Source organism: Bartonella sp. CL436QHHD, from assembly GCF_042195105.1.
Classification (GTDB): domain Bacteria; phylum Pseudomonadota; class Alphaproteobacteria; order Rhizobiales; family Rhizobiaceae; genus Bartonella.
Genome location: NZ_JBHINR010000004.1, coordinates 89,011 through 115,262, shown reverse-complemented (window position 1 = coordinate 115,262; position 26,252 = coordinate 89,011). Strand labels below are relative to the sequence as shown.

At 36.7% G+C, this 26,252-nt stretch carries 24 protein-coding genes and 1 tRNA gene; 9 read left to right on the top strand and 16 right to left on the bottom strand.

What is annotated here, in order from left to right; translation table 11 throughout:
* A partial coding sequence (locus tag ACFIKN_RS01450; RefSeq protein WP_375657795.1) for a DUF488 family protein occupies positions 1-231 on the top strand: 231 nt, incomplete at its 5' end.
* A 95-nt stretch (positions 232-326) separates the two neighbouring features.
* Complete coding sequence (locus ACFIKN_RS01445; RefSeq protein ID WP_005865986.1) at positions 327-530, top strand: AlpA family transcriptional regulator; 204 nt, start codon at positions 327-329, stop codon at positions 528-530.
* A gap of 99 nt (positions 531-629) precedes the next feature.
* On the opposite strand, the gene ACFIKN_RS01440 is transcribed toward ACFIKN_RS01445, so the two are convergent.
* The 4 genes from ACFIKN_RS01440 to ACFIKN_RS01425 all read right to left on the bottom strand — a co-directional run bounded on the left by ACFIKN_RS01440 (position 630) and on the right by ACFIKN_RS01425 (position 3,894).
* A tRNA-Thr gene (locus tag ACFIKN_RS01440) sits at positions 630-705 on the bottom strand.
* Between the two features lie 203 nt (positions 706-908).
* Complete coding sequence (gene accC / locus ACFIKN_RS01435; RefSeq protein ID WP_375657794.1) at positions 909-2,267, bottom strand: acetyl-CoA carboxylase biotin carboxylase subunit; 1,359 nt, start codon at positions 2,265-2,267, stop codon at positions 909-911.
* 14 nt (positions 2,268-2,281) lie between these two features.
* Entirely contained in the window at positions 2,282-2,779 is a 498-nt protein-coding gene (accB, locus tag ACFIKN_RS01430; protein WP_375643407.1) for an acetyl-CoA carboxylase biotin carboxyl carrier protein, read from the bottom strand.
* A gap of 242 nt (positions 2,780-3,021) precedes the next feature.
* Positions 3,022-3,894: a DsbA family protein gene (locus tag ACFIKN_RS01425; protein ID WP_273791009.1), complete on the bottom strand. Its 873-nt coding sequence runs from the start codon at positions 3,892-3,894 to the stop codon at positions 3,022-3,024.
* Between the two features lie 344 nt (positions 3,895-4,238).
* On the opposite strand from ACFIKN_RS01425, the gene glpD reads away from it, so the two are divergent.
* From glpD to cobT, 3 genes are all read left to right on the top strand, one after another.
* On the top strand, positions 4,239-5,768 hold the full coding sequence (glpD, locus tag ACFIKN_RS01420; protein ID WP_375631110.1) for a glycerol-3-phosphate dehydrogenase: 1,530 nt from the start codon (positions 4,239-4,241) through the stop codon (positions 5,766-5,768).
* 700 nt (positions 5,769-6,468) lie between these two features.
* The gene (gene dusA, locus ACFIKN_RS01415; protein WP_375657793.1) at positions 6,469-7,449 is read left to right on the top strand and encodes a tRNA dihydrouridine(20/20a) synthase DusA; all 981 of its coding nucleotides are present in this window, start codon (positions 6,469-6,471) and stop codon (positions 7,447-7,449) included.
* 393 nt (positions 7,450-7,842) lie between these two features.
* Positions 7,843-8,850: a nicotinate-nucleotide--dimethylbenzimidazole phosphoribosyltransferase gene (gene cobT / locus ACFIKN_RS01410; RefSeq protein ID WP_375631112.1), complete on the top strand. Its 1,008-nt coding sequence runs from the start codon at positions 7,843-7,845 to the stop codon at positions 8,848-8,850.
* Positions 8,851-8,876: 26 nt separating this feature from the next.
* Here the strand turns inward: cobT and ACFIKN_RS01405 are convergent, their stop codons facing one another.
* The 7 genes from ACFIKN_RS01405 to topA form a co-directional block, all read right to left on the bottom strand.
* Entirely contained in the window at positions 8,877-9,368 is a 492-nt protein-coding gene (locus ACFIKN_RS01405; protein WP_015856433.1) for an Lrp/AsnC family transcriptional regulator, read from the bottom strand.
* 21 nt (positions 9,369-9,389) lie between these two features.
* The gene (locus ACFIKN_RS01400; RefSeq protein ID WP_375657792.1) at positions 9,390-10,019 is read right to left on the bottom strand and encodes a uracil-DNA glycosylase family protein; all 630 of its coding nucleotides are present in this window, start codon (positions 10,017-10,019) and stop codon (positions 9,390-9,392) included.
* Positions 10,020-10,047: 28 nt separating this feature from the next.
* Complete coding sequence (locus tag ACFIKN_RS01395) at positions 10,048-10,611, bottom strand: thermonuclease family protein (protein WP_375657791.1); 564 nt, start codon at positions 10,609-10,611, stop codon at positions 10,048-10,050.
* 331 nt (positions 10,612-10,942) lie between these two features.
* Positions 10,943-11,110 (bottom strand): 50S ribosomal protein L33, encoded by a 168-nt coding sequence (gene rpmG, locus ACFIKN_RS01390; protein WP_004864083.1) that lies wholly within the window; start codon positions 11,108-11,110, stop codon positions 10,943-10,945.
* A 102-nt stretch (positions 11,111-11,212) separates the two neighbouring features.
* A complete protein-coding gene (locus tag ACFIKN_RS01385) occupies positions 11,213-12,385 on the bottom strand; it encodes an MFS transporter (RefSeq protein WP_273791015.1) in 1,173 nt (390 codons plus the stop codon).
* A gap of 296 nt (positions 12,386-12,681) precedes the next feature.
* Complete coding sequence (rnr, locus tag ACFIKN_RS01380) at positions 12,682-14,958, bottom strand: ribonuclease R (protein WP_375631115.1); 2,277 nt, start codon at positions 14,956-14,958, stop codon at positions 12,682-12,684.
* Positions 14,959-14,961: 3 nt separating this feature from the next.
* On the bottom strand, positions 14,962-17,535 hold the full coding sequence (topA, locus tag ACFIKN_RS01375; RefSeq protein WP_273791017.1) for a type I DNA topoisomerase: 2,574 nt from the start codon (positions 17,533-17,535) through the stop codon (positions 14,962-14,964).
* 261 nt (positions 17,536-17,796) lie between these two features.
* Here topA and ACFIKN_RS01370 point away from each other — a divergent pair, with 261 nt between their 5' ends.
* On the top strand, positions 17,797-18,003 hold the full coding sequence (locus ACFIKN_RS01370; protein ID WP_005773510.1) for a hypothetical protein: 207 nt from the start codon (positions 17,797-17,799) through the stop codon (positions 18,001-18,003).
* On the opposite strand, the gene dprA is transcribed toward ACFIKN_RS01370, so the two are convergent.
* From dprA to ACFIKN_RS01350, 4 genes are read right to left on the bottom strand one after another with little or no spacing between them, the layout of a single operon-like run.
* Positions 17,933-19,165, bottom strand: coding sequence for a DNA-processing protein DprA (gene dprA, locus ACFIKN_RS01365; RefSeq protein ID WP_375631117.1), 1,233 nt, complete (start codon positions 19,163-19,165; stop codon positions 17,933-17,935). The two genes, ACFIKN_RS01370 and dprA, sit on opposite strands and share 71 nt — an antisense overlap.
* Entirely contained in the window at positions 19,122-19,754 is a 633-nt protein-coding gene (plsY, locus tag ACFIKN_RS01360; RefSeq protein WP_375657790.1) for a glycerol-3-phosphate 1-O-acyltransferase PlsY, read from the bottom strand. The genes dprA and plsY overlap by 44 nt, the downstream gene beginning before the upstream one ends.
* 11 nt (positions 19,755-19,765) lie before the next feature.
* Positions 19,766-21,067, bottom strand: a complete 1,302-nt coding sequence (locus tag ACFIKN_RS01355) for a dihydroorotase (protein ID WP_375657789.1) — start codon at positions 21,065-21,067, stop codon at positions 19,766-19,768.
* Positions 21,064-22,029 (bottom strand): aspartate carbamoyltransferase catalytic subunit, encoded by a 966-nt coding sequence (locus ACFIKN_RS01350; RefSeq protein ID WP_375631119.1) that lies wholly within the window; start codon positions 22,027-22,029, stop codon positions 21,064-21,066. Before ACFIKN_RS01350 ends, ACFIKN_RS01355 begins: the two co-directional genes overlap by 4 nt.
* Positions 22,030-22,154: 125 nt before the next feature.
* Here ACFIKN_RS01350 and ACFIKN_RS01345 point away from each other — a divergent pair, with 125 nt between their 5' ends.
* Entirely contained in the window at positions 22,155-23,774 is a 1,620-nt protein-coding gene (locus ACFIKN_RS01345) for an acyl-CoA dehydrogenase family protein (protein WP_273791022.1), read from the top strand.
* Here ACFIKN_RS01345 and ruvX read toward each other — a convergent pair.
* Positions 23,759-24,238, bottom strand: a complete 480-nt coding sequence (ruvX, locus tag ACFIKN_RS01340) for a Holliday junction resolvase RuvX (RefSeq protein ID WP_375625758.1) — start codon at positions 24,236-24,238, stop codon at positions 23,759-23,761. The two genes, ACFIKN_RS01345 and ruvX, sit on opposite strands and share 16 nt — an antisense overlap.
* Positions 24,239-24,385: 147 nt before the next feature.
* Here ruvX and gatC point away from each other — a divergent pair, with 147 nt between their 5' ends.
* Together gatC and gatA are read left to right on the top strand one after the other, a co-directional pair.
* Complete coding sequence (gatC, locus tag ACFIKN_RS01335; RefSeq protein ID WP_273791024.1) at positions 24,386-24,673, top strand: Asp-tRNA(Asn)/Glu-tRNA(Gln) amidotransferase subunit GatC; 288 nt, start codon at positions 24,386-24,388, stop codon at positions 24,671-24,673.
* A gap of 31 nt (positions 24,674-24,704) precedes the next feature.
* On the top strand, positions 24,705-26,189 hold the full coding sequence (gene gatA / locus ACFIKN_RS01330; RefSeq protein ID WP_375657788.1) for an Asp-tRNA(Asn)/Glu-tRNA(Gln) amidotransferase subunit GatA: 1,485 nt from the start codon (positions 24,705-24,707) through the stop codon (positions 26,187-26,189).
* The last annotated feature ends 63 nt before the right edge of the window (positions 26,190-26,252 follow it).

The following is a 26,252-nucleotide window of genomic DNA, read 5'->3' as shown; positions in this document are numbered from 1 at the left end:
CGAAGAAATTTGAAAACACAAAAAGATTATGACCGCCTTTTTGAAGATTATCAAAATACAACTCTCAAGAATAATTCTTGTTCAATAAACAAATTATATAAAATGTTTTTAAACAAAAAGCGCGTTGCAATCACCTGTTTTGAAGCCAATGTATGCATGTGTCATAGAGGACAACTCGCATTAGCTCTTACTCAATTGCCTGATTGGGAATATGAAATTAAGCACATCTAAAAAATAAACTTGCAAATTTTTAAAAGTTGGAGTGCTTCACATGCCTTCCAGCCCCCCACCCATTTAATTAACATAAAAAAGAGAAAGGTAATGAGATGATATTTGATGATGGAGATAGATATGTAACGACACGTGAGTGTGCACAGCTTTTTAGTGTATCCACAACAACGATTCGCAATTGGGTGCTTCAGGGGTTGTTTCCGGAGCCATATAAGCTAGGGAGAGCAGTGAGATGGAGAAAAAAAGAGATCTTAGCCTTCACTCCAAAGAAAAATAAGGAGCAAATAAGAACAAATTAGGTAAAATTATATAAACTGTAGAAGGTGGTCTAAAAGGTGGTCTGAAAATAGCTATTTAAAGAAAAAAACTATATATTTCAATATGTTTAAGAAATAAAATGGTGCCCCCAGAGAGACTCGAACTCCCGACCCCCTGATTACAAATCAGGTGCTCTACCAACTGAGCTATAAGGGCGTAACCATGTAGGGATTAGCACAAACTCACAAAAAGGAAAACAGAAAATTATCAAATTTTGTGCATATTAAGTGAAAACTATATAATAAATAAAAATAACTAACTTATTTCCTCTTTTACCACTTTTTACAGCAAGGTTGGCACTATCCTTATGTTGATATCTTATAGAATCTTTTATAAGAATGCACTATTTTGCTATCAAATTACGAATCTGAAGACTTTGATTGATGAGAAAGGTATTTTTCAAGCCAGTGAATATTATAATTACCATCAGCAACATCTTGATTATTAATAAGATCGCGAAAAAGAGGTAGTGTAGTTTTTATCCCATCGACGACAAATTCATCTAAAGCACGCCGTAAACGCATCATACATTCTAAACGGGTACGTCCATGAACAATCAGCTTTCCAATCATGCTATCATAGTAAGGAGGGATACGATAACCTGAATAAGCGCCTGAATCAACACGAATCCCTAAACCTCCAGGTGTATGAAAATGTGTAATAGTTCCAGGTGATGGCGTAAAGTTAATAGGATCTTCTGCATTAATACGGCATTCAATGGCATGACCAGAAAAACAGACTTCATCTTGTGTCACTGAAAGCTTACAGCCTGATGCAATATGGATTTGTTCATGGACTAAATCTATACCTGTAATTGCTTCAGTTACAGGATGTTCGACTTGTAAACGTGTATTCATTTCAATAAAATAAAATTCGCCATTTTCATAAAGAAATTCAATAGTACCAGCTCCACGATATCCAAGTTTGGCACAGGCATTTGCAACAATACTTCCAATTTTTTTCCGTTCTGTTTCATTAAGTGCAGGTGATGTAGCTTCTTCCCATACTTTTTGATGCCGTCGTTGAAGTGAACAATCGCGTTCTCCTAAATGAATAGCATTTCCCGCACCATCACCTATGACTTGAATTTCAATATGACGGGGTTTTTCTAAATATTTTTCTATGTAAACAGCGTCATCACCAAAAGCAGCTTTCGCTTCTGAACGTGTTGTTTTGAGAGCTATAGAAAATTCTTGTTCAGAATGAACAACCTTCATACCACGTCCACCACCACCGGCAGAAGCTTTGATAATAACTGGATAACCAATTTCACGAGCAGTGCGTAAAGCATCTGATTCTTCAGTGACGGCCCCATCTGAACCGGGAACTACAGGAATACCAAGTTTTTTGGCGGTTTTCTTTGCTTCGATTTTATCGCCCATGATTCGGATATGAGTAGCTGTTGGACCGATGAATGTAATATCATGGGCTTCTAGAACATCCGCAAATTTTGCATTTTCAGAAAGAAAGCCATAACCTGGATGAACAGCATCAGCTCCTGTAATTTCACAAGCAGCAATAATTTGCTGAATACTCAAATAAGAATCGCGAGCGGGAGGAGGTCCAATACAAACACTTTCGTCAGCAAGACGAACATGCATTGCATCTGCATCAGCGGTAGAGTGAACAGCCACGGTTTTTATGCCAAGTTCTTTACATGCACGTAAAACGCGAAGAGCAATTTCTCCCCGATTAGCAATGAGGATTTTTCGAATCATGGTTGCCCCTCGCTTTATTCAACAATAATAAGTGGTTCACCAAATTCAACAGGTTGACCATCTTTGACAAGAACAGTGGTTACTGTGCCTGAGCGTGGTGATGAAATTTGATTCATTGTTTTCATGGCTTCAATAATAAGTAATGTCTCCCCTTCAGAAACATTTTGTCCTACTTCTACAAAAGGTTGCGCGCCTGGTGAAGGTGCAAGATAAGCTGTTCCAACCATGGGAGAGGTTATTGTGTTTTTTGATTTATCTTCTTGGATAGATTGTATAGGAGCTTCAGCTGTTGGAACTGGAGAAGATGTTACAGAAAAAGTAGGAGTAGAAACAGGAGCATAGATTGCTTGCTCAGAAGAAATTAAGGTATTTTGGCGTGAGACACAAATACGAAGCTCCCCTTGTTCAACTTCAATGTTCGTTAAATTTGTATCATTCAAAATTTCAGCAAGATCACGAATAATTTTCGTATCAATTGCGGTTTTTGCCGAATCCATTTTTTTTGTTGTCATTTTATTTCTAACTCCTTGATCAATGAAGATCGTCATTATCTCATTTTATGACCGAATATCTCTAGATTAGGGATGACATCTTTTGAGGCTTTAAAGATTTTTATTTCCTTTAAATTATTATACTTTGCAATTTAAAACTCGTATCTGCTTTACGCAAAATTGCACTTATAAGCCTGTTGTCAAAAAAGAGAAAGCATAAAATTACCTCATTTACAGTATTCTTTCTAAAATGGATCAGGAATTCACTGTGTATTGTCTATCGCTTGTTTTAGAATATCTTGTTTGGCTGCGCCAATGAATATTTTATTACCAATGATGTAAGAAGGTGTTCCCGTAATATGAAGTGTAGAGGCAATTTGAATATTTTCTTTAAAAGCGTTTTGCAGAGTGGGATCTTTTATTGCATTACGTAGTTTTTTTTCATCTGCTCCTAATGAAACAGCTACTTTAATAGCTTTAGCTTCATTTGCACGACCCTGATACATTAAAAGCGTTTTGTGAAACTGAGGATATTTCTCTGGAAATTGTTTTCGAAATGCGTAGGCAACAGTATGGGCTGCCATAGAATCAGAGCTTAAAATTGGTAAATCCTTGATAATAACCTTTAAATCTGGGTATTCTTTTATCAAGTCTTCTATATTTGAATAGGAAATTTTACAATATCCACAGTTGTAATCAAAAAAATTGACAAGCACTCTTTTACCATTTGGGTTTCCCAAAACAGCGTCATGAGGAGAATGAAAAATTTCTTTTTCTAACAAATGAATGACAGAAGTTTGTTTTTGGTTTTCGTATTCATTCTGTTTTTCCAGCTTATCTTGAAGAATAAGCTGCATTTCAATCATAATTTCTGGATGAGTAAGAAGGTACTCTCTGACAATTTGTTGAATATGATGAGAATCAGTATGTGGTATCATTTTTTCTTTAAGCTTAGATAAAAAGCTAGAATCTTCCAAAAGTTGTGTTTTAAGCTTTTCTAAGCTTAAATTATTTGCTGTTTTTGAGTGTGATGTTGCGTTTGATAAAGAAGGTAAAAAGATTAAAATACTCGACATAACTGGGACTAAAATTTTTGAAAGAAGTGTTATTTTCGAGTTTTGAGAGTGATAATTCATCTGTATACCTTCACATTTTCTAGGGTGTCATTGAGTGAACTATAGGAAAAGCGCTCTCTATGTGCAATAAAGCATTTAGCTATAGTGTGTCTTTAAGAATGAGAAAAAACATCAATTTTTCTCTAAAAAGATTTCATATGATGAACCTTGGTTTGGCAAGGATTATGTTTTGTAAAAGATAAAAAAAATCTCTTTAATTTGTCAAATGTTGTTTTGATGTATAAGGGTATCAAAAGCTTTTTGTGCGTGTTTATTTTAGGAAAAAGTACGTTGATAATACAATGAAGAACACTTGTATTATTTTTTCCTGTTGCTTTATTGAGTACTGAGAAAAAAATTAAATAATGAAAAGTGAAATTATGAAAACCACAACACATTATGAGCTGTTTATCATTGGGGGAGGGATAAACGGGTGTGGATTGGCAAGAGATGCAGCAGGACGCGGTTTTAAAGTGGGATTGGCTGAAATGAACGATCTTGCATCTGGGACCTCAAGTGCGTCAACAAAGCTTATTCATGGTGGGCTTCGTTATCTTGAACACTATGAGTTCAAACTTGTTCGTGAAGCATTGAAAGAACGCGAGATCATTTTACGCATGGCTCCACATATTGTGCGTCCTTTGCGTTTTCTCCTTCCTTATCATAAAGAATTGCGCCCTGCTTGGATGTTGCGTTTTGGACTTTTTATTTATGATTATTTAGGGAATTGGAATCAGAAATTGTGGCGCAGTAAAACGATTAATTTTTCACAAAAATTTTGCTCTACACTGAAGAAAGAATATCAGAGAGGTTTTGAATATTCTGATGCAAGAGTAGATGATGCGCGTTTAGTTATTGGCAATGCTCGTGATGCAGAAAAGAGGGGAGCTGATATAAAAGTACGAACAGAAGTTCTCTCTTTAAAAAAAGAAGACAATAAATGGCGTATCTTTCTTCAAGACAAGTTAAGTAGCAAAGAATATAGTGTCACAGCTTCTTATGTCGCGAATATGACAGGACCTTGGATTGATCATGTTTTGGCAAGCATATTAGATTGTAAAGAACATCCACCAGTACGGCTTGTTAGAGGTTCTCATATTTTGGTTCCCAAGCTTTATACTCATGATCGTGCTTATATTTTTCAAAATGGTGATGGGCGTATTATATTTGCTATTCCGTATCAAGAAGAGTTTACCTTGCTTGGAACAACAGATTGTAATTATCAAGGAGATCCGGCTGACGTTCATATTACTGAGACAGAAATTGATTATATTTGTGCAGCAGCCAGTGAATATTTCATACAACCAGTGTTGCCTGAAACGATTGTCTGGTCTTACTCTGGAGTTCGTCCACTCTATGATGATGGAGCTTCAAAAGCACAAGAAATTACGCGCGATTATGTTTTAAAAGAAATGGGAACAGGAACAACACCAAAGATTCTTAATCTTTATGGTGGAAAGATTACAACTTATCGTAAGTTGGCTGAAGATGCGATGAAATTTGTTGAAAAAGAGCTTGGTAAAAAGGGAGCATCATGGACGGCTAAGGCAGTGCTTCCTGGGGGTGATTTTCCCTATAACAAATTAGATACAATCGAAAATAGGATTGCTCTTTTGATGCCAGATTTAGATGCTTTTACACATCGCAGGCTTGCACGCTCCTACGGTACGGAAGCATTGGTGATCTTTGCACATGGTAAGGCAAATAAAGGAAAAAATTTTGGACATGGGCTTTATGAAGTAGAAGTAAAATGGTTGATGGAAAAAGAATGGGCTAAAGTATGTGAAGATGTGTTATGGCGTCGTTCAAAACTGGGTCTCCTATTTAATGAACAAGAGGTTGGTACTCTTTCTTCCTATATGCAAAGCCAACAAGAGATTGAACAACTTTTATGATCATTTCATTTTACAGATTTTATCTGCAATATTGTAAAATATTTTCCTTAAAGAGATACTGATATCAGTCATAGATATTAAAAAGGCAATGGCTGTCTATACCCTGATTTTAGTTTTTTTTGCAAGAATCATAAAATGGCAAAATTAGATAGAATATTTAGGATGAAATTTGTCTATCTTATAAAGTGAAATTCAAGAACGTTACCAAGAATAACTCATTGAAAAAAATGATTTATAATTAGATTCATGTGAAATAAGGATTTTTATTCTTTCTTTAGGAGAAGATAAAGATACTTTCTGTAGCATTTATTTGCACAATAAGTTAAAAAAAATCTAAAGAAAATTAAATCTATTATAAAAAATTGTATAATGTGTTAGTTTAGCATTTATTATCTTAAATGCTGTGCTAAATCATGTAAGGATGGAGGCTTGATGAGCGTAAGAAGAACTTGTAAATGAGTTTTTTATATTATGGTGAAAATCTTCTTTTTTCATGTTTATATACCTGAACACTAATCTATGAGAAATGCAAAATTGTGTTTTATCATGATTGATTGTAGTAAACCTTGATATCAATTGAAAATAATGAACTGTTATTATACTCATGATAGTATAAGAGAATAAAATTTTCCGTAAACTAAAAGTAAGTATTTTTCTATGTATAAAGAGAGAGCTATAGGGACATGAGAGTAATACCCTCATGATATTTTACAACCTTCCATCGACTATAAAATTTGCAGTAGCACCAATGTTGGACTGGACAGACCGACATTGCAGGTTTTTTTATCGTCTTTTAACGAAAAAAGCTCTCCTTTATACGGAAATGATGGTAGCAGATGCTGTCATTCATGGTGTTCGCGAACAATTGTTGGCTTTTAGCGATAAAGAACGTCCAGTTGCATTACAACTAGGGGGGGCTGATCCGAAAAAGTTAGCAGAAGCTGCACGAATTGCTGAGGATTTTGGCTACAACGAAATAAATCTTAATGTCGGGTGCCCATCAAATCGTGTTCAAGCAGGTGTCTTTGGGGCTTGTTTGATGTTACATCCAGACATTGTGGCAAATGCCGTGGAAGCGATGAAACGAGAGGTTACTATACCTGTAACTGTCAAATGTCGGATTGGAGTGGACGAACAAGATGAAGAGTTAGCGTTAGATCTTTTGGCTAATCAGGTTTGGAATGCTGGATGTGATGCGCTCTGGATACATGCACGCAAGGCATGGCTGCAAGGATTGAGTCCGAAAGAAAACCGTAATATTCCGCCCCTTAATTATGAAAGAGTTTACAAATTAAAACGTAAATATCCTCATAAATTCATTGGGATAAATGGTGGAATTAAATCGATTGATGAGATCAAAGAACACTTAACTTTCTGTGATGCTGTCATGGTTGGTCGCCAAGTTTATCATAATCCAGCTTTGTTAAAACATATTGATTTTGAACTCTATGGTGAGACGCAAAATAATCTGAGTGAGAGTGATCTTATTGAGGTTATGTGTGATTATGCAGCTCGACATATTGCATCGGGGGGGCGGCTTTCTCATGTGACACGTCACATGATTGGTTTATTTCATGGGCGGGGTGGGGCACGTCGATGGAGGCAAATATTATCAAATGATGCGACAAAACCAAATGCAGATATATGTATTTTAAAAGAAGCTTTTTATGCTCTCATTTAATAATAGCCTAATAATTAACATATATTAAAGTTGAGATCCTTTGCGTTTGGATGTCTTTGCGATAATTTTGATCTCTTCAATTTTATAAGTTTTTGAAAGTTTATAACTTTTATTATGCATAAGAATTGTTGGAATGTATATATTAAACGGCATGCTGATTATGCCTATTAAATAAAAAATAGGTTAAGGGTATCACTGTAAAGGTAATCATAAGATATTAATAACATTTTGAATCTTGCACGTTTGTTATTAGGGTTGAAAATAGAATGTAGAAATTATTGCTTTCATAGTATTTAACATTTTTAAAGCACTGTTAAAAAAACAATAAATTATTCATATCCTGTATATATGACGGGATTTTCATAAACATTGTAGATTTTAAAAGGTATCCTTATGACCGCTAGTCCATTTGATGATTTTCGTGCTTTGCTTACAAATTTACCTGTTGCTGATGAGTTTTCTATAATTTTGGCAAAAAAACGGCAAAAAGACTTAACAAAAGAGCAAGGAACATTAGGAAAACTAGGAGATATTGCTGTTTGGTATGCGGGGTGGAGGGGTACAGAAAAACCTATCGTAACGAGACCTTTGGTCGCTATTTTTTCTGGAAATCATGGTATTGTAGAGGAGAATATTACACCATTTCCACAATCTATGACACAAAAAATGGTAGAAAATTTTGCCTCTGGTGGAGCTGCTATCAATCAAATTTGTATTGCTTATGATCTTGGATTAAAAATATTTGATTTAGCATTGGAATATCCAACAATGAATATTACGAAGGATGCCGCAATGGATGAGCGGAGTGCGGCTGCTACAATGGCATTTGGAATGGAATCCATTGCGGGTGGAACAGATCTTTTATGTATTGGAGAAATGGGAATTGGAAACACAGCAATAGCTTCAGCTTTATGCTTAGCATTGTTTGGAGGGGAAGTGGAAGAATGGACAGAAAATGCTATGGAATCAGAAGGTGATTTTTATCAGCGTAAAATTGCAGCGGTTAAAACAGCCATTTCTTTGCATAAGGATTATTTTAATGATCCTTTTGAGATAATGCGTCGCTTAGGAGGACGTGAAATTGCTGCTATGGTTGGTGCTATTTTAGCAGCAAGAATAGAAAAAATACCTGTTATTTTAGATGGTTTTGTGGCAACAGCAGCTGCAGCGGTCCTTTATAAAATGCATCCAAAAGCTCTTGATCATACCCTTGTTGGACATGTTTCTTCTGAGACAGCTCATCGTAAACTTTTAAAAAAAATTGGCAAAGAACCACTTCTAGATTTGGGGATGCGTCTTGGTGAAGGGGCAGGAGCAGCTATGGCAGCTGGTATTGTCAAAGCTGCTGTTTTAACACATGCACAAACGGTCGTTTTTCAACAAGAAAGTTTGAATGCCTAAAAGATCATGAGACGGATATAAAAATCTTAAGAGTTTTGTTCATGCGTCTTGTCGTGTAATTTAATATAATTAAGTGGAAGTTCCGTTGTATATTTAATCTGTTCCATTGCGAAAGAAGATGAGACATCACGGATATCAATTTTAGAAATTAATTTTTTATAAAAAAGATCATAAGCTTCAATGTTGGGCACAACAACACGCAATAAATAGTCAATATCTCCACTCATTCGATAAAATTCAATGACTTCACGGAATTCTTGCACAATTTTTGAAAAACGCTTAAACCATTCATGACTATGTGTGTTTGTGCGAATAGACACAAAAACAGTGACGTGTGCGTTTACTTTTTCAGGAGAAAGAACAGCAACACGACGCTGAATGACGCCATCTTCTTCAAGTTTTTGAATTCTACGCCAGCAAGGAGTGGTCGAAAGTCCCACTTTTTTAGCAATATCAGCAACAGAAAGTGTCGCATTTTCTTGCAAAAGATGTAAAATTTTTCGGTCAAGACGGTCCATATTTATTCTCAATATTTTAATTTATAAAAATTTACGCACTAAACAACGCAGATATACAATAAGCTCATCATTAAACCATGGATTTTTCTGTAACCAAGAAGTATTTCGCCATGATGGATGAGGCAAAGGCATAACATTATAGCCTCGAGGTTGGGGAATGGAAAGAATATTTCTCCAATCACCAACAGTTGCAGAAACGGTTTTATATTTTAATTCTGTAATGTGCCACTTTTGCGCATAACTGCCAATAGCAAGAACAAGCTTTATTTGAGGCATCGCTTGAAATATCTTTTCATGCCATATTTCTCGACATTCATGTCTTGGTGGTAAATCAGCTTTATTTTTGTCATAGCCTGGAAAACAAAATCCCATAGGAACAATAGCAAAAAGAGATCTATTATAAAATTCTTCTTTCGTGACACCCAGCCAATTACGCAATTTTTCGCCAGAACGATCATTAAAAGGGATAGAAGTTTCATGGACACGCAACCCTGGTGCTTGGCCTGCAATTGCAATCGAAGCGGTATCGGATAAATAAACGACCGGGTTTGGTTCATGAGGAAGAGGAGGAAAATAATGGGGTTGTTGGACGCAAACACGACAGGAATAGATCTCTTTTTCAAGTTTGATAATTTGGCTACATTGTTTCATTGGTAAATAAAATTAAAAAATATTTTTCTTATTCTGTGCGAGGATTTGCTTTGCGCCATTCTTTTGGTCGTTGAAAACTTGATGCCCATATTCCTTTCTTTTTCTTTCTAGCTTCTTGCTCTTCTTTAGGATATTCATAATAATTTACAGCCCAACCATTATGTACAAGTGTTGCGTTGATATTGCTAACTTGTTTTGTTTTACATGTTGCAAGAATACGGCGATATTTATCTGTTTTTTTCCAGTGACATGTAACAGTTTGATTTTTTAATAGTTGTTCTAAATATTTTTTTGCCTCAAGCCCACAAGGGTAGCGCGCTTCCTTTTTTCCACAAAATTGGTGGAGTTCAGGAGCATCAATTCCAGCTAGTCGAATCTTAATTGAAGAAATCATAATGGTATCGCCATCAATGATTAATGCATTCCCTTTAACAGAGTTTTGAGAAGAAAATTTTTCTTTTTGAAGCAACCGTTGAGTCTGCTTAAAATAAGTTGACATAATGATAAGAATGCTAGCAGCGACAAAAATACTGAAACCGATAACTTTTAGATTAAAGCTTCTTAGATTAAAATGAGAAAAAGATTTTTTCATGAAATAAAGAAACTGCTAACATTATTATAACTCTATTTTAGTATTGTTTATAATTGACCCGAGAAACTTTATTCATATGACGAAACAGTGTTTCGTTTTAATGACAAAATTTTCATTAGATATCACAATAATCAAATACTCATACAGAATATATGTAAGCAACTTAAATAATAAATCAACTTATCCAAATCCGTACAAAACATACAAAGTTTAAAGTAAACTTTTTAAACTTAAGGAAATAAAAAAACACCCCTCAAAAAATAACTTTGAAGAGCAATACTCCCACATTTCTTTTGGAGTATAAAATCTATCAATTTAATAATAATTTTATTTATTTAATTTTTGTTTCTTTAAATTCAACGTGCTTTTTTACAACTGGATCATATTTACGCTTGCTCATTTTATCTGTCATTGTACGGCTGTTTTTCTTTGTTACATAGAAAAAACCAGTATCTGCAGTTGATAAAAGCTTGATCTTAATGGTTGCTGCTTTAGCCATAATGTAAATACCCTATTTATACTGAAAAAATATTATTTCTGTCAAAACTTATTTCCGACATCATCAGATTTTCCGGCAACACTACGGATGTTCTCAAAAAAGTCAAGAGCTGATTAATTTTCTCATAAGTTGGACAAACACCAAAATGACATATAAACCGAAAAAAACAGCCATGGCTATTGAAAAACCAAAGGGTTTAAAGATATCCATGGATTTTCCGATAAAGGTCGGTCCGATGAGCATACCAATTCCATAACAAAAAATAAAAGCAGAATTAGCAGCAGCAAGCTCTTGCCCCTTGAGACGGGCTCCTAAATGTGCAAGACTAATTGTATAAAGGCTCGCTGATACACCACCCAGAAAAAACAAATCAAGCATCAGAATCCATGGATATTGAAGAATCCATGGTACTATAAAAGTTCCTATAAAACCTAAAATAGCGCAACTCATCAGCGGGTAGCGTCGATCTTTGGCGTAGTCGCTTATAATGCTGATAGGAATTAAGAGGAAAATATTCCCAAGTGCAAGGGTTGCCATAAAATGTGCTGCTTCATTCTCATTATAACCAATGGATAAACTAAAGGGTATTATAAGAGTTAATACGCCCATTTGAATGGCCCCGTAAACAAGGACCGCCATCATTGCACTTGGAACGTGAAAAAGATAACGAAAAAATGGCATATATTGATTTTTTTGAAATTCTGGACTTAATTTCCAAGCGGTAAGAATTGGTATAGTAGCAAGTATAATAAGGCTATATCCAACAGCAAAAGGAATAAATCCTTGTGTTCCCACTTTTGCTAGCAGCGTTAGACCTATTATAAACCCTAATCCTAAGACAATAGCATAAATAGAAAGGATCAAACCGCGTTTTTTTGGGGGAGCATAACTGTTGATCCAAAACTCTGATAGGATAAACATAACTGTCATGCTGAAATGTAATATAAACTTTAAAATAAACCAAATCCATATGGGATCAAAAAAATAGAATCCTAAAAAACTTAAAGATCCTATCGCCATCATAAGCAATATTGTTTGAGCGATTCCTAAGCATAAGGCAATTCGAGACGTAAAAATAGCTGCAATAATTGTGGCGATTCCACCAACTGTTCCACTATAGCCGATTGTACTGTTGGAAAGTCCTTTCTCTGCCATAAGAAGAGAGACAAGTTGTGTTCCCATTGCCAATGCTGTTCCAACAGTGCCAATGGTTGCAATAGCGGCAATAATTGCACGCAAAGAATTATTTTGAGAGTCAAAAGGTTTTTTTTTCATGAGAATGGCTTAAAGTACTCTTGTTTATTTAAACATGGCTTAAGGTACTCTTGTTTATTTAAACAATGAAAAGATGAGCTGAAATGAAAGGGAGCCAAAACTATCCTTTGCAGTTTCTCTCATTTTCTAAGTATAAAAAACTGCAAGATTTTTATATGGTTATTATAGACTTAATAATAAAATTTATCCTCTTGTATACTAAAGAAAGAAGATTGTACATATAAATATTATATAATATAAGTCATTTCTTAAATTGAATTTATTATTCATATTATATTCAATGGAGGGCAAGAAGCTTAATTTTTTCTTTTCCCATAAAAAGTATACTTTTGTTTTTTTAATTTGTTTTTATGGTAGGATGTCGGTGAAAATTTTATTGGACGAGGTTTTGTTAACAGTTCAAAGCATAAAGCGCCAGCAAAAGGTTGTACCGTTATAAGTTTTACTTCTACAACATCACTGAGCTGATAGCCTTTATGGCTACGCTGTCCTACAAGAACATGTTGTGCTTCATCAAAATGATAATAATCATTTTTAAGTGTAGAAATATGGACAAAACCATCTGTATTGAGTTTATCAAGTGAGATAAAAAGACCTGCTTTTGTAACTCCGGAAATGCGGCCTGTAAAAATACGACCGATTTTATTCGTTAAATAGTGAGCAACAAGCCGATCAATCGTTTCTCTTTCAGCCATCATTGCACGGCGTTCGTATAAAGAAACTTGCGTAGCAATTTCTGCAAGATTTTGTTCTTGTGTATCTGTTAATTGATCATTTCCTAATTTGAGAGCTTTAATGAGTGCTCGATGAATAATGAGATCAGCATAACGACGGATTGGTGATGTAAAATGTGTATAGTTCTGCAAATTCAAACCAAAATGGCCACTATTTTTAGGGTTGTACTCTGCTTGTGATTGTGAACGCAAAATAACTTGATTGACTAGTTCTTGTTGTTGAGTATGAGCGACCTTTTCTAAAATTCTATTAAGGCGCGCTGAGGTAAGTTCGCTTCCGCGGGAGAGTGGTATCCCCAAACTTTGAAGAAAGCTCCGAAGTATTTCTTGCTTAGCAAGAGAAGGTTTTTCATGAATACGATAAATGAGCGGCTGGTGATGTTGTTTTAATGTTTCAGAAGCTGCAATATTAGCTTGTATCATAAACTCTTCAATTAAACGATGCGCTTCTAATTGTGTTTCACTCACAACATCTTTTATGCATCCATTTTGATCAAGAATAATCTTTTTTTCTGCAATTTCTAATTCTAGTGGTTGGCGACGATTTCTCGCAGCTTTAAGGCATGCATAGGCTTCCCATAAGGGGTGCAAAATGCTCTCAAAAAGAGGGGTTATTTTTTCATTTATATTACCTTCAATTGCCAATTGTACTTCTTGATAAGAAAGTTTGGCTCTTACACGAATCATAATACGATGAAAACTATGTTTTCGTTTATTACCGTTTGCATCAAAAATCATACGAACGGCTAAAGCTGGTCTTTCTTTTCCTTCACGAAGAGAACATAAATCATGAGAAAGGCGTTCAGGTAACATTGGCACAACGGTATCGGGAAAATAAACAGAATTTCCACGTTTCAATGCTTCTTTATCTAAAGCGCTTCCTGTTTTGATATAGTAAGAAACATCTGCAATGGCCACAATAATAATCCAACCATCATTATTTGCTGGGTCTTTATCCTTGGTTGCATAAACTGCATCATCATGGTCTTTTGCATCTGGTGGATCAATTGTAATAAAGGGTAATTGTCGCCAATCTTCACGATTATCCATATTGGCAGCTTTGATATGTTTGGCTTGCTCAAGAACACTTTCAGGAAAAATATAAGGAATTCCTTTCGAAAGAAGCGCTATCATTGAGAGTGTTTTCTCACTCTTAATGTGCCCTAAAACATTCTTTATTTTTGCGCTCTTTAATCCGTAACCAGTATTTTTTTTTATTTCGACTTCAACGAGATCACCAATTTGAATCTTCATTTCTGGAGACATTTCAACAATGAGTTCATTGGTTTTGCGGTCTATAGGATCAAGGCGCCATTGATTATTTTCCAATTTTCGTACAATAGCAAATGCGCTTTTGGGAGATACATCAATTTTACGAATAATTCGTCCCGTATAAGGATGGCTTGAGCTTTCAGAATTTTTATTTCGAAAAACTTTTACAAGAATATGATCTCCAACACCAATATTACTTCCTGTTATGTGATGAAAAGAGTGTATTTCAATATTGGGCTTTGGAGAATCTTCCCATTCAAGAGGTTGTGCAATAAAACTTCCATCTTTATCACGTCCGCTAATTTTTACTAAAGAAACAGGGGGTAATTTTCCTTTGTTTATTGCTCTTTTGTGGTGTTTAGATATGAGATTTTGATCCTTTAACTCACGTAACATATCTCTAAGCCAGATACGAGAATCGCCTTTTAAGTTAAAAGCTTTAGCGATTTCTCGTTTACTTGAGTGGTTAGGATTCTCAATTATAAAGGAAAGGATTGCTTCCTTATTGGGAAAAGTTTTCCCCTTGAATGAAGAGAGATATTTTATGTTTTTTTCACCTTTAGCCAAAATTTATGTCTCTTTTATTTTTGCTTTTGTTTTAGAAGAAGCTCTTTTTGAAGTTGTTTTTTTACTCGATGCTTTAGCCGATATAAGTTCTAGTGCCTCTGGAAGTGTTACACTAATGGGATCTTTATCTTTTGGCAATGTTGCATTAATTTTACCCCAATTGACATAAGGACCATAACGCCCGTTGCGCACGGTAATGGTTCCTCCTTCTGGATGCTCTCCTAATGTTGCCAATGCTTCAGGTGTTGTTCTGCTTTGCTTGGTTTTGTTTTCTTGTTGTTCTGCCAATACTGTAACAGCGCGATTGATACCAATATCAAAAACTTCATCTGCATGAAGAAGGCGCGCAGATTTTCCGTTATGGCTAAGATAGGGACCATATCGTCCAATCGTAGCCGTGATTATTTTTCCAGTTTCAGGATGAATGCCAATTTCACGGGGAAGGGATAGTAAAGCCAAGGCTTTATCAAGGGTTACATTTTCTGCCTGCCACTCTTTTGGTAGTCCTGCACGCTTAACTTCTTTGCTTTCACCAAGTTGAATATAGGGTCCAAACCGGCCATTGCGAAGAGAGATATCTTTTCCTGTTTCAGGGTCAATACCAAGTATAACAGGTTCATCATTGCGTACAGCTTCATTATCTTCTCCAGTATCTGTACCAAGTTGGCGTGTGTATTTACATTCGGGATAATTGGAACAGCCAACAAAAGCACCATAACGACCGAGTTTTAATGATAATTGACCATTTTTACAAAGAGGACAGGAACGCACATCACTTCCATCTTCGCGTTCAGGAAAGGCGAGAGGTGCTAATGTTACATTTAAAACATCAAGGACATTGGTTATACGGAGTTCTTGGATATTGCTAATAGATGCATTAAATCCATCCCAAAAATCCCTTAAGACGTCTTTCCAAGAAAGTTTGCCGTCAGATATAAGATCCAGCTTTTCTTCAAGATCTGCTGTGAAACCATATTCTACATAGCGATTAAAGAAATTTTCAAGAAAGGCCGTAACAATACGTCCCTTAGCATCGGGAATAAGCTTTCGTTTATCAATGACAATATATCCACGGTCACACAATGTCGCCAATGTGGAGGCATAAGTCGAAGGACGACCAATTCCTAACTCCTCAAGCTTTTTAATTAATGAAGCTTCAGAATAACGAGAAGGGGGCTCTGTGGTATGTTGTACGGATTCAACTTTTTCTTTTGTAAGTGCTTCACCAGTGTTTATTTGTGGTAAACGTGTTGTTTCATTTTCTTCATTATTTTCTTCGTCTCGTTGATCCGTGTAGACGGAAATAAAGCCATCAAAGCGAATAACAGATCCTGTTGCTCGTAGATTTGCACGGTTTTCTCCTTGCTGTGCTTCAATTTCAACGGTTGTACGTTCAATGTCAGCAGAACGCATTTGGCTGGCAATAGCACGCTTCCATATCAGCTCATAGAGCTTTGCTTGATCGCTATCGAGAAAATTACGGACTTGACTAGGATTGCGTTGAAAATCTGTTGGACGGATCGCTTCGTGTGCTTCTTGTGCATTTTTTGCCTTTGTTGAATAAAAACGTGGTTTTTCAGGAATATAGTCTTTACCGAAAGTTTCATGAATAACTTTTCGTGCTGAATCAATAGCTTCTGGTGCTATTTGCACACCATCGGTACGCATATAAGTAATCAGCCCTGCCGTTTCACCATTAATTTCAATGCCTTCATAAAGCTTTTGGGCAATTTGCATAGTGCGAGAAGCTGAAAATCCTAATTTTGAAGAAGCTGCTTGTTGTAGTGTGGAGGTTGTAAATGGAGGAAAAGGATTTCTCTTTGTAGGTTTTGCTTCAACACTGAGTGTATGATATTGGGCTTGCTCCAACATAAGGCGAATTTGGTCTGCTTGTTCTTGAGATTGAATATCAAGCTTGCCTATTTTTCTTTGATTAAACATTGTCAATCTTGCTTGGAAACTATCATTTCGGATGGTTTTTAACTGTGTTGTAATGGACCAATAATCTTCTTTGATAAAATGTTCTATTTCTGATTCACGATCACAAATAATACGCAAAGCAACCGATTGAACGCGTCCTGCTGAACGGGCACCAGGAAGTTTCCGCCATAAAACAGGTGAAAGTGTAAAACCAACGAGATAATCAAGAGCGCGACGTGCAAGATAAGCATCTACAAGTGATGTATCAATATCACGTGGATTGTTCATAGCATCAAGCACAGACTTTTTGGTGATGGCATTGAAGACAACTCTTTTAATAGGTTTATCTTTTAAAACTTTTTTTTGACGGAGAACATCCAGAATATGCCATGAAATAGCTTCCCCTTCACGATCAGGGTCTGTTGCTAATATAAGGCTATCGGCTTCTTTAACGGCTTTTGCTATTTCATTTAAACGTTTAGCGGCAGCAGAATCTATATCCCATTTCATAGAAAAATCTTGATCCGGTAAAACAGAACCATCTTTTGCAGGCAAATCACGAACATGTCCAAATGATGCGACAACTTTGTATTGAGATCCAAGATATTTATTAATTGTTTTTGCTTTTGCTGGAGATTCAACGATAACGATATTCATAATTTTACCCAAATATTGAAATAAAAATTTTTTTATAAACGCCTTTTACGCGAATAGCTAATGCCAATTGCTTAAGAGCACATAAAAAAATATTAGCCATATAAAAAACATGAATATTGTACAACTTATGATTGTCATTATTAGAATACACCCTATATAGAATTACACGATTTATTTTCCACTGTTATTACAAAAACATACGGCGAAATACTAAGACGTCTATTGAGAGGTAGGAGGGGAAATGCTCAAGGATAGAGGATTATGTTTATAAATCATTTAAAAGTTATCCAATATATTACAGACATGTCAAAGCAAATGAATCAGATGGCGCGTCAGGCGCATAGTCCGCTTTTAGCATTGCTTTTGGATATGGTTGCCAAAGAAGGGCAAAGCATTATTAATAGTGCTGAGGCTCTTGGGGAAGATCAAGATTCGACAATGACACACAACCACCAGAGTGTCGAATAAGCTTTCCAGCAAGGTCGAGTTCTACCAACAAGAGGTAGAGAGCTGGGAGTGAAACACCTGAGTGGATACTAAGTGTGTCTAAATCGATTGGCGTTGTTGAAAGAGCGGAGAGAACTGCTGCGCGTGCTGCATTGTCATCTGCTGAAGAGAGACCGCTGTTTTTTTCATCTGCTAAATTAAAATTCTCCTTTTCAAGTTGTAAAGAGGATGGTTCCTCAAAAAAATTGAGTTGCGAATTTGGAAGCGGTGAAATTAATGGCGTAAGTGTTTCTATAATGTCAGAAGGATGTGTGGTGAGTAGAGCACCGTCTTTGATAAGATTGTTTGTACCAACAGATCTTGGATCAAGTGGAGAACCGGGAATGGCAAAAATTAACCGTCCCATTTCAGCTGCTTGACGTGCGGTAATTAAGGACCCTGAGCGCAGGGCTGCCTCTACAACCAAGAGACCAAGTGATAGAGCTGCAATAATACGGTTTCTTCTTGGAAAATCGATAGCACGCGGCTTCCAAGAAATGGGCATTTCGCTGATGATGGCCCCACCGTTGGCGATAATATCTTCGTGCAACTTTTTATTTTCAGGAGGATAGATATGATCAATTCCTCCAGCCATGACTGCAACAGTTCCTGTTTTTAAACTTGCTTGATGCGCAACGCTATCAATTCCACGAGCGAGACCAGAAATTGTTACAAAGTCTGCTTCTCCGAGAAAACGCGCAAATTGAGCCGTAAGCTTTTTCCCAGCAGCTGAAGCATTTCGAGAACCTATAATTCCAATAGAAGTTTTTTGAAAAATTGAAATATTACCTTTGATAGCAATAAGCGGCGGAGGGGCTTCTGTAACCTTAAGAAAAGCTGGATAGTCTGGTTCGCCCACACCGATGAACCGAATATCTAATCTTTCAGCTTCTTGCATTTCTTTTTCTGCATCTTCTAAGCTTGCTATTTTTATAGATACAGAACCACCACCTTTTCTACTAAGCTCTGGCAGCGCTGCCAGAGCATTTTCTGCTGTTTTATAATGATCAATGAGATTGCGAAAACTAACAGCTCCAATATTTTCACTGCGCAATAACCGTAACCAACTTAGACGTTGACGATCAGTAAGCAGGATTCCTTTATTTATCTCCGTGTTGCGTACCAATCTTACTTTCTTCCCCAATTAATAATCTACTGATATTTGCAGAATGTTTTATAAACACAAATACGCTCATCACAATCAGCATACAATAGAAATAAGAAGCGGAAAAATAAAAAACAAATATCGGTGTGATCGTAACAGCAATAAGCGCAGATAATGAAGAATAACGCATGAGAAGAAAAATCGCACTCCATACAATAATAAAAATAATTGCTGCGGGCCAATAGATTCCTAAACAGACCCCTAGATAGGTAGCAACACCTTTGCCACCTTTAAATTTAAGCCATACGGGGAAAAGATGTCCTAAGAAAGTAAAAAAACCCGCTAGAGAAACAAGTATACTATTGTCTAGCGGATTACTAAAAAACTTTATAATCAAAACAACGATAGTTCCTTTTAACATATCACAAAGAAGTGTTAGAGCAGCAAGCTTTTTATTTCCTGTTCGTAAAACATTTGTTGCTCCAATATTGCCGGAACCGATTTTTCTTATATCACCAATTTTGAACAATCTCGTAAAAAGAAGACCAAATGGAATCGAGCCAATGAGATAAGATATGAGGAAAATAAACCATGGAGTGGACTGAAAAAATATTTCTGCTTCATTCATTAAGAATCTCATTAAGTTTGTTGATCAAGTTTAAAAACGGATTTCCCTTTCACAAAGGTCTGGAGCACACGTCCTTGAAAACGTGCATTATCAAAAGGGGTATTTTTTGAACGTGAATAGAGCTTCTCTTTCGAAACAACCCATGGTTCTTCAAGATCAACCACAATAAAGTCTGCATGAGCACCTTTTTTGAGTGTTCCTGCATTGAGTCCAAAGAGCTTTGCAGGCGCCGTTGACAAAAGTTCCGTTATCCGTAGAAGAGATAGGCTATCATCATGATAAAGGCGTAAGGCTGCGCTCAATAAGGTCTCCATACCAATAGCGCCAACTGCCGCGTCATTAAATGGTAAATGTTTTTTGTCGATACTCTGAGGATCATGAGAAGAGACAATAACATCTACAGTCCCATCCTTTATTGCTTCAATCATTGCTATACGGTCTTCTTCTGTACGCAATGGGGGCATTAAGCGAAAAGAGGTGCGATATTCACCAATGTCATTTTCATTGAAAGATAAATGATTAATAGATACACCCGCTGAAATTTTCTCACTGCGTTTTTTACCTAAACGAAGTGCATCAGCAGAGAGTGCTGTCGATATTTGAGCGGCATGATAGCGTGTTTGCGTTAATACTGCTAATCGCAGATCTCTTTCAAGTGGGATAACTTCTGCTTCGCGAGGGATGCCAGAAAGACCAAGCCAACTGGCAAGCAGTCCTTCATTCATCACACCTTGCCCTGTAAGATCTTTATCTTGCGTTTCATGCATCAATGGAACATCAAAATCGCGTGCATAAGTCATTGCACGCCGCATAACAGATGAATTTTGAAGTGTTTTTTTGCCTTCACTAAAAGCAACGGCTCCTGCATCTTTGAGCAAACCAAATTCGGTTATTTCTTGTCCGTTGAAACCTTGTGTGATTGAAGCAACGGGATAAATATTGACCAATGAGATTTCCTGTGCTGTATGCGTAATAAATTTAATCAGAGCAATATTATCAATAACTAGATGCGTGTTTGGCATCATAAGAAAGGAAGTAATACCACCTGCTGCGGCCGCTTGACTTGCTGATGCAATTGTTTCACAATGCTCATTCCCTAATTCTCCAACAAAAACGCGCGCATCAACGAGTCCAGGGAGAATTGCTTTGTTTTGTGCGTTAATAACTTCTGCTTCTTCAGGGAATCCCTGATTCAGAGCTTCTTTTCCAGCGGCTATAATTCGTCCATTTTCAACAATAACTGTACCAATTTCATCGATTGTGCGCGAAGGATCAATAATACGAGCATTTTGAAAAACAATTGGTTTTATCATTTTTTTTCTCCACTGATCTTTGCGCGTGAATCTAATAAAGCCTCCATGACAGCCATACGCACTGCAATTCCCATTTCTACTTGTGTATGAATCATACTTTGTGGTCCATCTGCTATGTCGGATGCAATCTCTACACCACGGTTTAATGGGCCAGGATGCAGAATAATAGAATCATTTTTGGCATAGGCTAAATTTTCTTTATGTAAGCCAAAATAATGGAAATATTCACGCGTAGAGGGAATAAAAGAGCCTGTCATCCGTTCATGCTGTAAGCGCAACATCATGATAACGTCAGCATTTTTAAGACCTTCTTTCATCGTGTTAAAAACCTCAACACTCATATGAGCGATTTCTGCGGGTAAGAGTGTTGAGGGAGCAACAGCACGAACACGAGCACCCAAAGCATTAAGACACAAGATATTGGAACGGGCAACACGTGAGTGTAAGATATCTCCGCAAATCGCAACAGTTAATCCTTCAATACGACCTTTTGCCCTTTTAATGGTTAGAGCATCTAATAAAGCTTGGGTTGGATGTTCATGAGCACCATCACCTGCATTAATAACACAACAATCAACTTTTTGCGCTAATAAAGCTGCCGCTCCTGCACTGTTATGGCGAAAAACCAGTATATCTGGCTTCATTGCATTGAGAGTTGTAGCTGTATCAAGTAATGTTTCTCCCTTTTTTACAGATGAGTTGCCGATCGCAAGACTCATCACATGTGCACCTAGCCTTTTACCCGCTAATTCAAAAGAAGATTGTGTTCGCGTAGAGGCTTCAAAAAAGAGATTAATTTGAGTCCGTCCATGCAAAGTAGATTTTATTTTATCAATTTTGTTAGAAAGGATAACATTTGCTTCTGCACGATCAAGCAATGTATTAAGATCTTGTACACTCAGATCTTTAATAGCTAAAAGATGTTGATGAGGGAAAAGTGGAAAAAAATTATCTTGAATCATAGCATTCTTCTTTATCTCTCTCTAAACAGGTTAAACAAGCATTTGTTTGAATATGATAAATGTTTCTTAACTCTAAAAAGACAAATAGTCTATGATATGAATGATTTGAATGTAGGAATATACCTATGAGTGCTGTATCTGCGCAAAATACTCGTCGAAAAAATACATTTCTTAGCGATACGCTTATGTTTCGTATTGCTTCTACTTTGCCTAAGTTTTTGTTAGCAAGTTTTGAAGAAATAGGGGATTTTGCCGCGAGTCGAGAAGCATGGAAACTTTCTTGCTTAGCGAATCATTATAAGCCTTTATTATGCTATAATGATGAATGGGGGCAACCAACGGAAAAATTAGAGATCCATTCTTCCTATCAAGCTCTTCAACAATATTCTAGACAAGCAGGTTTGGTTACCTCACTTTGGGAAAATGCGAGTTCAGAAAATGGAGTACGCTATCAAGCGCGTGCGATTCGTTTAGCTTTATCTGCTGGTTTAGAAACAGGACATTTGAATGAAGTTATCATAACGAGTGCAGCTATTGCTGTTTTAATTAGTGATATTGAGCTCTTCAAAAAATGGCAAAATGTACTTTTATCACGCCAATATGATTCTTCATCAAAGCCTATTCATCATAAAAAGGCTGCTTCTCTAACTTGTGCATTTGACGATATTGAAAAATACGCTTTCAATTTTCCAAGTGTTAAGAAAATTTCTTTCGATGAAAGTATGGAACGTGATCTATATCGTTTAAATGTTGTAAAAACCAATGTTATTAATCCTACCGCTGACGGATATCTTGTTAGTGCAGATTTAAATGGTCATTTAAGTTGTTTTTTTATTCCACGCATACAAGAAAATGGCGCATTAAATGGATCTATATCGATTCGTCATTTAATTCAGCGTTCTGGAGAACTTTTAACACCAGAGGGGGTTGTCGATTTCCAAGGCAGTTATGGCTGGCTTTTGGGAAATGCTGGAGAAGGGCTTAAAGTTATTAAAGATATCGAGACGATGATGCGTTTCGATCAATCTGTCATATCGGCAGGTGTTTTACGAGCGGCTCTTCAATTTGGTATAGATTTTTTCCGGAAAAAAATGCCCAATCAGCCTTTACCTCCACTGACAGAACGTATTTTTGCAGATATTGCATTAGATATAGCTGCCTCACAAGCATTGGTTTTGCGTTTAGCGAGAGCATTTGACAATGCAGCAAATGACCGTTCTGAAGCCGCTTTTGCCCGTATTATGACACCTATTATTGCTTATCATGTAAGTCAATTGGTTGTGCCTATTATTGGTGAAATTATTGCACAACTTGGTATTGAAAGTTTTATAGAGAATAATCCATTATCACAAATGTTGCATAATGGGCCTGCGCGAATTGTGAGAAATAGTTCTGCTAATCAATTGGTAAAGGATGCCATTCTTATTGCTGAAAAAGCACCGGGATTGTTTCAGAAATTGTTGGAAAAAATTGCTCTTGATATTGGGCCAGCGGGACCCCGAGCAATTGAAATCATTAAGTCAGCAGGTGATATGGCATCAGCAAATGAAGGTGCAGGAAGGTTTTTTGTTGAACAGGTAGCTTATGCAGCAGCAGCAGCAGCATTACGTTCTACAGACATAGAACATGTTGCAAATGCCTATATGGAAAGCCGCCTTGGGGGACAATGGAGATCTTCTTACGGGATGCTCATTGCACGATATAATGCAGGGCATTTGCTCAATGTCCTCTATCCTTCCATATGATGAAAGTGTTGAATTCTATTGAGAGCACCTTGCAATATAAAAGCGGCGGCTGCCGAATCAATACGGCTTGCTCTTTTAGCGCGCGATACATTCATTTCTAAAAGAGACCGTTCCGCAGCAATTGTTGATAAACGTTCGTCCCAAAAAACAAATGGAATTTTTGTATAAGCTTTCATATTGCTCACAAAAGCTCTGGTTGCTTGAACACGAGAGCCACTGCTTCCATTCATGTTAAGAGGTAAGCCAATGATAATAACGCCTACATTTTCACGGTCAAAAATTTTAATAAGTGTGTAAGCATCTTCTGTAAATTTTTTTCGCTGTAGTACAGGACGTGGATTTGAGACAGTCAGCCCCATATCAGAAATGGCAATTCCGATAGTTTTTGTCCCTAAATCTAAGCCTGCTATTGTTTGTTTAGGCAAAAGATGTGTTATAACTTCATCTATATTAATAACAGTCATAAGGGAATAATACGTTTTTTAATGTTTCAGATCTATAGTTATATTCTTTATTCATGTTATCTAATATTCTTGCACTTACAAGTGCAGCCTTGTATAGCCAGAATAAAGATCAATAAATAAACAAAAAAGCAGAAAGGCGTAAAGAGTATGTCTGTTGATCAAGAGACAGTCAAGCGGATAGCACATTTAGCAAGGATTGCCCTCCACGATGATGAGATAGAACCTGTGACAAAAAAATTCAATGCTATTTTAGGTTTTGTAGAACAATTGAATGAAGTTGATGTCAGTGGAATTGAGCCATTAACATCTGTGATGCCGATGACTCTACGAATGCGTGAAGATAGTGTTACAGATGGTGATAAAGCAGCAGATATTGTAGCCAATGCTCCTGTTACAGAAGAAAATTTTTTTCTTGTCTCAAAAATTGTTGAGTAATTTTTTATATTTTTGAAATTTGAGAACCAATATGACTGATTTAACAACCTTCACAATTGCGCAAGCTCGTGATGCTTTAACAAAGAAGAATCTCAAAGCAACAGAATTAACGGAAGCTTATTTACAAGCAATAGAATTAGCTAATCCAATTTTGAATGCTTATGTAACAATAACAGCAGAACAGGCAATGAAAATGGCTGCTGAATCAGACAGTCGCTTAGCGAAAGGGCAGGGAGGGCTTTTAGAAGGAATCCCCTTGGGGATTAAAGATCTTTTTGCAACCTATGGTGTTCATACTCAAGCCTGTTCACATATCCTTGATGGTTTTAAACCGCACTATGAATCAACTGTCACAGCTAATTTATGGCAAGACGGTGCTGTGATGTTAGGAAAACTTAATATGGATGAGTTTGCTATGGGCTCATCCAACGAAACATCATATTATGGCCCCGTTATTAGTCCATGGAGAAAAAAAGGCTCGAATGAAAAACTCGTACCCGGTGGTTCATCGGGAGGATCTTCTGCCGCTGTTGCTGCACAAATTTGTGCTGGGGCAACAGCAACAGATACAGGTGGCTCAATACGTCAACCAGCAGCTTTTACTGGAACTGTAGGAATAAAGCCAACTTATGGACGTTGTTCGCGATGGGGCGTTGTCGCGTTTGCTTCATCTCTTGATCAAGCTGGACCTGTTGCCAGAGATGTTCGTGATTGTGCTATCTTACTCAGATCAATGGCCTCTTTTGATGAAAAAGATTCTACTTCCGTCAATTTACCAGTTCCTGATTATGAAAGTTATCTTGGTCAATCAATCAAAGGAATGAAAATAGGTATTCCAAAAGAATATCATGTGGATGGAATGTCTCCAGAAATTATTGAGCTTTGGCAAAAAGGAATAAATTGGTTAAAAGAAGCAGGTGCTGAGATTAAGGATATTTCTTTGCCTCATACAAAATATGCTCTACCTTCTTATTACATTATAGCTCCTGCAGAAGCCTCTTCTAATTTAGCGCGTTATGATGGTGTGCGTTTTGGTTTGCGCATGCCTGGAAAAGACATCATTGAGATGTATGAAAATACACGTTCTGTTGGTTTTGGTAATGAAGTTAAGCGGCGTATTTTGGTGGGGACTTATGTCCTTTCATCTGGTTATTATGATGCCTGTTATCTAAGAGCTCAAAAAGTAAGAACACTCGTAAAACGTGATTTTGATCAATGTTTTGCTTCAGGCATTGATGCTATTTTGACACCAGCAACACCAACACCTGCTTTTGGTATTGCTGATGAAAAAATAAAAACTGATGCTGTAGCAATGTATCTTAATGATATTTTTACGGTACCAGTCAATATGGCTGGTTTACCAGGAATTTCTGTTCCTGCTGGTCTGTCATCAAATGGTTTACCTCTAGGATTGCAATTGATTGGTAAACCTTTTTCTGAAGAAGTCATTTTTCAGATAGCGCATATTATTGAACAAGAAGCAGGAATATTCAGTGCAGAAAAATGGTGGATGTAATAGTCAAAATTCACAAAGGAGCATTTCTCATCCTTAATGAGAAATGCTTTTTTAGAAGGTGGA